4 protein-coding genes are annotated in these 7,071 nt (G+C 45.9%); all 4 read left to right on the forward strand.

The genetic code is table 11. From position 1 onward, the window contains the following. Positions 1–249: 249 nt before the first annotated feature. The 4 genes from B0X70_RS11725 to B0X70_RS11740 are packed head-to-tail and all read left to right on the forward strand — an operon-like array spanning position 250 to position 7,039. Entirely contained in the window at positions 250–2,256 is a 2,007-nt protein-coding gene (locus B0X70_RS11725) for a TonB-dependent receptor (RefSeq protein ID WP_217471551.1), read from the forward strand. Next, the gene (locus B0X70_RS11730; protein ID WP_217471552.1) at positions 2,253–3,500 is read left to right on the forward strand and encodes an MFS transporter; all 1,248 of its coding nucleotides are present in this window, start codon (positions 2,253–2,255) and stop codon (positions 3,498–3,500) included. The genes B0X70_RS11725 and B0X70_RS11730 overlap by 4 nt, the downstream gene beginning before the upstream one ends. Continuing rightward, a complete protein-coding gene (locus B0X70_RS11735) occupies positions 3,493–5,292 on the forward strand; it encodes an ABC transporter ATP-binding protein (RefSeq protein WP_246593501.1) in 1,800 nt (599 codons plus the stop codon). The genes B0X70_RS11730 and B0X70_RS11735 overlap by 8 nt, the downstream gene beginning before the upstream one ends. Next, positions 5,192–7,039, forward strand: a complete 1,848-nt coding sequence (locus B0X70_RS11740) for an ABC transporter ATP-binding protein (protein ID WP_246593502.1) — start codon at positions 5,192–5,194, stop codon at positions 7,037–7,039. Before B0X70_RS11735 ends, B0X70_RS11740 begins: the two co-directional genes overlap by 101 nt. Positions 7,040–7,071 lie beyond the last annotated feature (32 nt).

Below are 7,071 nucleotides of genomic sequence, written 5' to 3' on the forward strand. Positions count from 1 at the left end.
TCACTTAAAACAGTGCGTTTTGCATATTAAAGACATTATATTTTTATTTTATATATATATGCATATTGTGAATGTCACTCACTTTATCATTAATGATAATCATTATCAATAGTGCGTAATGCGCTACTTTTGTCCCTATTCCGTTAGCCCTGATGGAATATTATCGATAGTCTCCCGTTATGTTTTTTGTTTTACCATGTTTAATTTTTGTAAAACATGATCTTAAACAGTGCATAACGAGTTATTTATATGAAAAAAAAATACGCTAAGGCGTCTGTTTTATGTTGTTTAATTTCGCCTGTTGTATGGGCAGAACATTCGCCTGGCGCGACAGAGGATTCTTTGATTGTAACGGCTAATAAACGAGAAGAAGCGTTAAATAAAGTGGATGGTAGCGTTTTGGTTAGAACGGGTGAAGAACTTGTTCAAGCCGGTATCACTCAAGTGCAAGATCTTGAGCGTGCTTTTCCCGGCTTACAAATTCGTTCACGGGGGAACCGAACTTATTCAGCAACAACCATTCGAGGTATTAGTTCGCCAGATTTCTATTCTCCTTCTGTTCGAATTTATGTCGATGGCGTTCCTCAGGATCACCAGTTCTTAACACAAGAATTAATCAACGTGGAGCGTGTGGAATTATTACGCGGTCCGCAAGGGACTTTATATGGCGGAAATGCGCAAGCGGGTGTTATCAATATCGTCACCCGTTCGCCGCAAGAAGGCCCTTGGCTAAACCTTTCCGGTAATTACTCTAAGCTGAAACAAGGCGGTTCTTTCAGCGGATCGACTCCGCTTATTGAAGATATCCTTTATGGAAGTATCAGTTTGCGTTGGGTAAAAGAGCCTGGACAAATTGATGCGCCTAATAGAGGTAATAAAAATGTTGATTCCAGCAAAACTTGGCTCGGTCGAGGGCAACTGACATTTGCCCCAGAAGATTCTTCATTCAGTGCTGAACTTAGTTTTGCTCATGAAGATCTCGATTCCCATGAAGAGCTCTATTTGAATGACGAACAATTCCGCCGGAAAGAATACGATGGCCCTATCCCGGATTTAACCCGGCGAGTTAACAGTTATGCATTCAAGGCTGAATATGATTTTGGCGGCAGTGTGTTAACCAGCGTGACTTCTTATCAGGATCGCGATATTTACCGTGATTTCATCGGGGGTAAATGGAAAGAGAAACACCACGCCACCACGCAAGAGCTGCGTTTGAACTCCAATTTCTCAAATGGGATTACTAGCGTTCTCGGCGGCTGGTTTTCAGATGAAAAGAATAAACATCATACCAGTGGTTATCCCGGTTACTATGGCGATGCGGCTAACACAATAAAAGCAAAATCGCTGGCACTGTTTGGTGAAGTGAAATTGCCCTTTGCTTCTCAGTGGGATTTGACCTTGGGCGGTCGTTTGTCCCATGAAAAATCGCAGATAGATTATGCAGGCCGTTCTGGCATGATGGCGCTCGAAGCTTTTGATAACCAGGTTTCCAGCAATGAGTTCACACCTAAGGCCGCATTAGGTTGGCAATTGACGCCAGATACTCGTTTCTATATCTCCGCTACTAAAGGGTACAAACCCGGTGGATTCAATAACATTGTCTCCTCCGCCAATGATAGAAAACCCTACAATACTGAAACCTCAGATAATTATGAGCTTGGTTGGCATACCTCGTTCTTTGATAACGCAGTGACATTAGACAGCGCTGTTTACTACATTCGTTCGAAAGATAAACAAATTTATGTTGGTCCGATCGGTGCGCAGTTTATACGCAATGTGGGTAAAGCAGAGAGCAAAGGCATTGAGTTGAGTAGCCAAATTAAGCCAATGAAAGGGCTGAAATTTTCTCTTGGGGGAAGTGCAGGCAAATCAAACTTCATTGATGCAACCGATACAGAGAATGACATAAGTTATGACAATAAACGTCTGCCTTATGCGCCAGATGTCATGCTTAATGCAAGTTTTGACTACTTGATTGATCAAACGTTGTTACCCGGTAACCTCTATTTAAATGCCGGTGCCCGTTACTATTCTAAAAGCTACTTTAATGAAGCGAATACCCTTGAACAGGGAGGATATACCCTCTATGACGCTTCATTAAGTTTAGAGATGGCGCATGGGGTTAATGTAAAACTCTATGGCGAAAATCTGGGTGATAAAAAGTATCGCGTCTCCAGTTTCACCGTGGGGCCAAATACACTCAGTATGATCAATAAAGGCTTGAATGTTGGGCTGGATGTGAGTGTCTCGTTATGACGCATAATATCTCCCATCCCCGTCATATATCGTTACTACTGTTGACTTTGGCGGGGGTTTACACCCTCCAAAGTACTATCGGCATGTTAACGTTACAAAGTATGCCGGCGTTTTTACGCAGCCACGGTGTAACCCCAGATAAAATCGGCTTGCTCTACTTGCTGATGTTGCCTTGGGCGTTCAAATTCCTTTGGGCGCCTATTATAGAGCGCTATCGTAAATCTGGTTCGGGGGATACAAACCCCCGCCGTATCATGATCTGCGGTAATCTGCTAATTACATTGCTTTTTTGTTCAATGTCATTGGCAAGACCTGCCGAACATATGCCGCTGATTATTGTCGGTCTGTTTCTGATCACAATTTGCCTGACTGTGGTGGATACCACCACCGATGGTCACGCTATTGACCGGTTACCACCAAAGCACCGCCCTTGGTGTAATGTTATGCAAGTTGGCGGCGGTTATTTGGGCTCCATCATTGGCAGTGGTCTGTTTCTATACCTTGTTTCACTGTATGGTTGGCACATTGGCGCCGGAGTGTTAGCCATAGTGATTCTATTGATGTCATTGCCTGCCCTATTTTTACGGGAAACACAGGTAGAAAAAGCGCAGACGGTTTTAAAAGCCCCGGTTACTGCTCCTTCTCTCAAAAATGCCCTCCGCCGGGCGCCGGTTAGACAAGCACTGGTTTTGATATTGTTGTGTATGATCGGTACGCGCCTTTCACTCGGTATGCTGTCGCCGTTTTTGATCGATCGCGGCGTGGATTTAACTCAACTCGGTATCATCGCGGCCAGTGGTGGTGCATTAGCTGGATTATCTGGTGTGCTGCTTGGTGGTGTCATTGTACGTAAATTCGGCGCTGTTCAGACATTACTGGCTATTATGCTGCTTGAATCTATCGTATTAGCCTGCATTTTTTGGCTTGCCAAGCAACCAGAAGCGCCGTTATCCCTGCTTTCAGCCGCATATGTCTTCATCACGTTGATCACTGCCGCCAAATTTGTTGCGCTGTATACCCAGATGATGTCGCTTGCAGCAGGTGCTCAGTCTGGTGTGGATTTTGCGTTGATGCAATCCACGGATATGGGCGTTGCAATTATCTGTTCCATGTTGGGGGGATTGATAGTGACTAAAGCAAGTTACGCTACCCTTTTCATGCTAGCACTTATTTTCACCTTCACTGCCCTGTTCTGGACATTGCGTAAATTCCATGATTTCCAAAGGGAGAATGTGCATGCATAGCCATGATTCTTCTGTTCAGAATTCACCGGAGCAACGTGCGGCTGATGCCGGCGTTATTAAGGAGTTATGGTATATGATGCGCCCATACCGTACGCTGAGTTACGTCGCTATCGCACTTGCTATTCTTTCCGCCGGTCTGCAAATGTTACCGGCGGCGGTTGCCGGGCTTATCACCCAGTCTATCTATGATGGGCAATATGACACGCTATTGAATTATGGCGTCATGTTATTGGGATTCACGTTTGCCGCTATGTTGACTTTTAGTGGTTCAACGTTTTTTGCTCATTTGATTGCCGCTGATGTACAGGCTGATGTTCGCCGCAATATCAGCAGCAAGTTGAAGTCTGTGCCTTTGGGTTTTTTCATGCTGACCGACAGCACTGAAATAAAAAAGATGATGCTAGATGACGTCGAGCAACTTGAAGATGGTATTGCCCATATCATTCCAGAGATGTCAGCTACCTTGTTTGGGCCATTGATCGCATTAAGCGTCATGCTGGCCATTGATTGGCGGTTAGCCTTGGCGGCATTCGCGCCAACTTTGGGCGCCTGCCTGTTATTCGTCTATATCCAGATGAAGGTGCAAACGACAACTCAGCGTTTTTATGCCGCCCAAAACCGTATTGCTTCAACAATGGGTGAAGTTATTAATGCGATTCCGGTGGTTAAAACCTATTCAGGCGGCAAAGTTGCGTTACAACGCGCGGAGGAAGCTTTCACCGCTCTGACGCGGATTATTGATGTCTGGATTGAGAAAGTGCAGGTCAAATCCAGCCGGTTTTTCGTTCTATCCAGTGCTAACCTGTTGTTTGTCCTCCCTTTGGCGGTCTGGTTGTTAAACCGACAAGAGATCACGTTATTCGAATTCACTTTCTTTATTTTGGCGGCAATGGCATTTGGCAATATTGCCTCATCCATGTTCGCTGTGATGACACGTTTGCAGCAGCAAGAAGCGTTAATCACACGCTATCGTTGGTTAATGAATCAACCTGAACTAATGCCTTGTACTCAGAGCCAAATACCTGCGGATCACAGCGTTGCTTTGCATAATGTCAGTTTCTCCTACCAAGATGAGCAGGAAAATGCATTAAATGACATTTCATTCTCTATACCTGCGGGAAGTTCATTAGCCTTGGTTGGCGCCAGTGGCTCGGGTAAATCGACTGTAGCGAGTCTTATCGCCCGTCTTTGGGACCCTCAACAGGGTCAGGTGATGATTGGCGGTGTTGATATCCGTAATATGGATGAACCGACGCTACGCAATAATGTCTCTTTTGTTTTCCAGCGTGTGTTTCTGTTCAATGATACAGTGGCTAATAACATACGGTTAGCCCGTCCTGATGCTTCACAGGCAGAAGTTGAAGCGGTTGCTATCGCAGCGCAAGCCCATCAATTTATTCAGCAATTACCACAAGGCTACGACACCGTACTGAACGGCGGTGTGAGTTTATCGGTAGGTGAAAAACAGCGTATTGCCGTTGCCGCCGCCATTCTGAAAAACGCGCCAATTCTTGTATTGGACGAAGCGACAGCCTATGCCGATCCAGAATGTGAAAAAGAGATGCAACAGGCGCTCAATGCCTTATGCCGCAATAAGACAGTGATTGTCATTGCTCATCGCCTACCGACTATCCGTCATCTTGATCGAATACTAGTTTTGGATAAAGGACAGATTATCGAACAAGGCACCCATGAGGAGCTGGTCGCACAGCAAGGTGCATACGCCAGACAGTGGGCAGCTTGGCGGGGAGAAAAAACCGGGACAGGAGCAAATTATCATGGGGCTATTTAATCGTCTCCAGCAACATCTATCACCAAAACTGCAAAGAGTTTGGTTCAAGGGGTTGTTATATAAACAGTTTGATACCGTTGCGATTATGGCTCAACTTGCTATTGCTGCCTGGGCCATCACCCATTTGGGGGAAAGCGACAACGCAATGCTGCCACTTATCACTTTGGGGTTACTGGTTATTCTGCTGTTGCTGCGATTTACTTTTATGGCTCGCGCATTACGTAAACTCACCATTGCCGCCTATGGTTTAGGCATAGAAATTCGTCGCGCTTTGTTACAACGCCTTGTCAGTATGTCTGTCGCCACGATTCGAGGGCTAAGTGCCGGAAAGATAGCGCTGACATTATCTGAAGATGTGCAATGGCAGGAAAATCAGTCAGCCTATACCACACCGCAAATCGCCTGTCAGGTGATGATGCTGACCCTTATCTACCTGGCTCTATTCTGGTTCGATTGGGTAGTTGGCGGCAGTGCATTATTGGTGCTGATGGTTGGGATGTTCATCCTGGGGGCTATCCGTAAAAAACTGAATGAAATATTGCGCTTGCGTGCCGCTATGATGGCTGATGTATCCGAAGCTATCGTTGAGTACGCCCAAGGTATGTCCTTTATTCGTGCTGCGGCGGCGACCACTACGGTAGAACAGCGTTTTGATCGTGAAATCGACCAATTACGGGTCGCGTTCCGCCGTGGAGTATTCAGAAGTATTCCGCTACTGAGCCTGTTTTACATCATCATTGATACCAGCGTGGTCGTTGGCATTCTGGCTGGCGCCCTGCGCTTTAATTCACCAGAAGCATTAACACTCTCGGAAATGCTTATCACGATTCTGCTGTTGTTTGCCACCATTACCCCCCTACGTGGGATTATCCCCCTACTCAATATCACGGCTTTAACGCAAGTAGGTGAAACCCATATTGCAGAAATAGAAGCTGTTGCCACGCAAGCTTCCGGGCCATTAACCGCGCCAGACAAATATGATGTTGAAGTGAATAACATCTCATTTAGCTATCCAGGTACGAATCAACCCGCTATCCAAAATGTGTCGTTTTATGCGCCGCAAGGCAGTATGACCGCCATTGTCGGTCCCAGTGGCAGTGGGAAATCCACACTGGCTTATCTATTGCTCTCTTTCTATCAACTGGATAAGGGGGAAATCCGTCTGGGTGGAAATAATATCCATCATTACCAAACTCAGGCACTGTATGACACCGTGACTATGGTATTTCAGGAAACCGCACTATTTCAGGATACCGTCGCTAATAATCTTCGGTTGGGTGATCCCAATGCGACCCAGTTAGAACTGGAGCAGGCTGCTCGCCTTGCCAATATTCACGATACGATTATGGCATTGCCACAAGGGTACGATACACCGCTAGGCGTGGATGGCGGTACGTTGTCTGGTGGCGAGCGTCAACGTCTTGCCATTGCCCGCGCCATCTTAAAGCAATCTCCGGTTTTATTCCTCGACGAAGCGACGGCTTCTCTCGATCCCGAAAATGAACGGTTGATACAGCAGGCGTTTGATTCTCTTACCCAGAATAAAACAGTCTTTGTTATCGCTCATCGGCTAAGCACGATAACCCGCGCTGACCAAATATTGGTGATGGATCATGGAACCCTTTGTGATAGTGGAACTCACGATGAATTGTTAGGACGTTGTTCACTTTATCAATCTCTTTGGAAAAACCATCTCGGCTCAGAAGAGCATTGGCATCTACACCCAAATAAGCCAAATAAGGTGTAACCCCCACCGTTTCGTAACCGTCATTATTTATA

Source organism: Photorhabdus akhurstii (genome assembly GCF_019090985.1).
GTDB classification, from domain to species: domain Bacteria; phylum Pseudomonadota; class Gammaproteobacteria; order Enterobacterales; family Enterobacteriaceae; genus Photorhabdus; species Photorhabdus akhurstii.

What these genes read in the sequence shown, in the direction of transcription:
- B0X70_RS11735 (WP_246593501.1), top strand. Translation starts at nt 3,493, where the DNA reads ATGCATAGCCATGATTCTTCTGTTCAGAATTCACCGGAGCAACGTGCG.
- B0X70_RS11730 (WP_217471552.1), top strand. Translation starts at nt 2,253, where the DNA reads ATGACGCATAATATCTCCCATCCCCGTCATATATCGTTACTACTGTTG.
- B0X70_RS11740 (WP_246593502.1), top strand. Translation starts at nt 5,192, where the DNA reads ATGAGGAGCTGGTCGCACAGCAAGGTGCATACGCCAGACAGTGGGCAG.
- B0X70_RS11725 (WP_217471551.1), top strand. Translation starts at nt 250, where the DNA reads ATGAAAAAAAAATACGCTAAGGCGTCTGTTTTATGTTGTTTAATTTCG.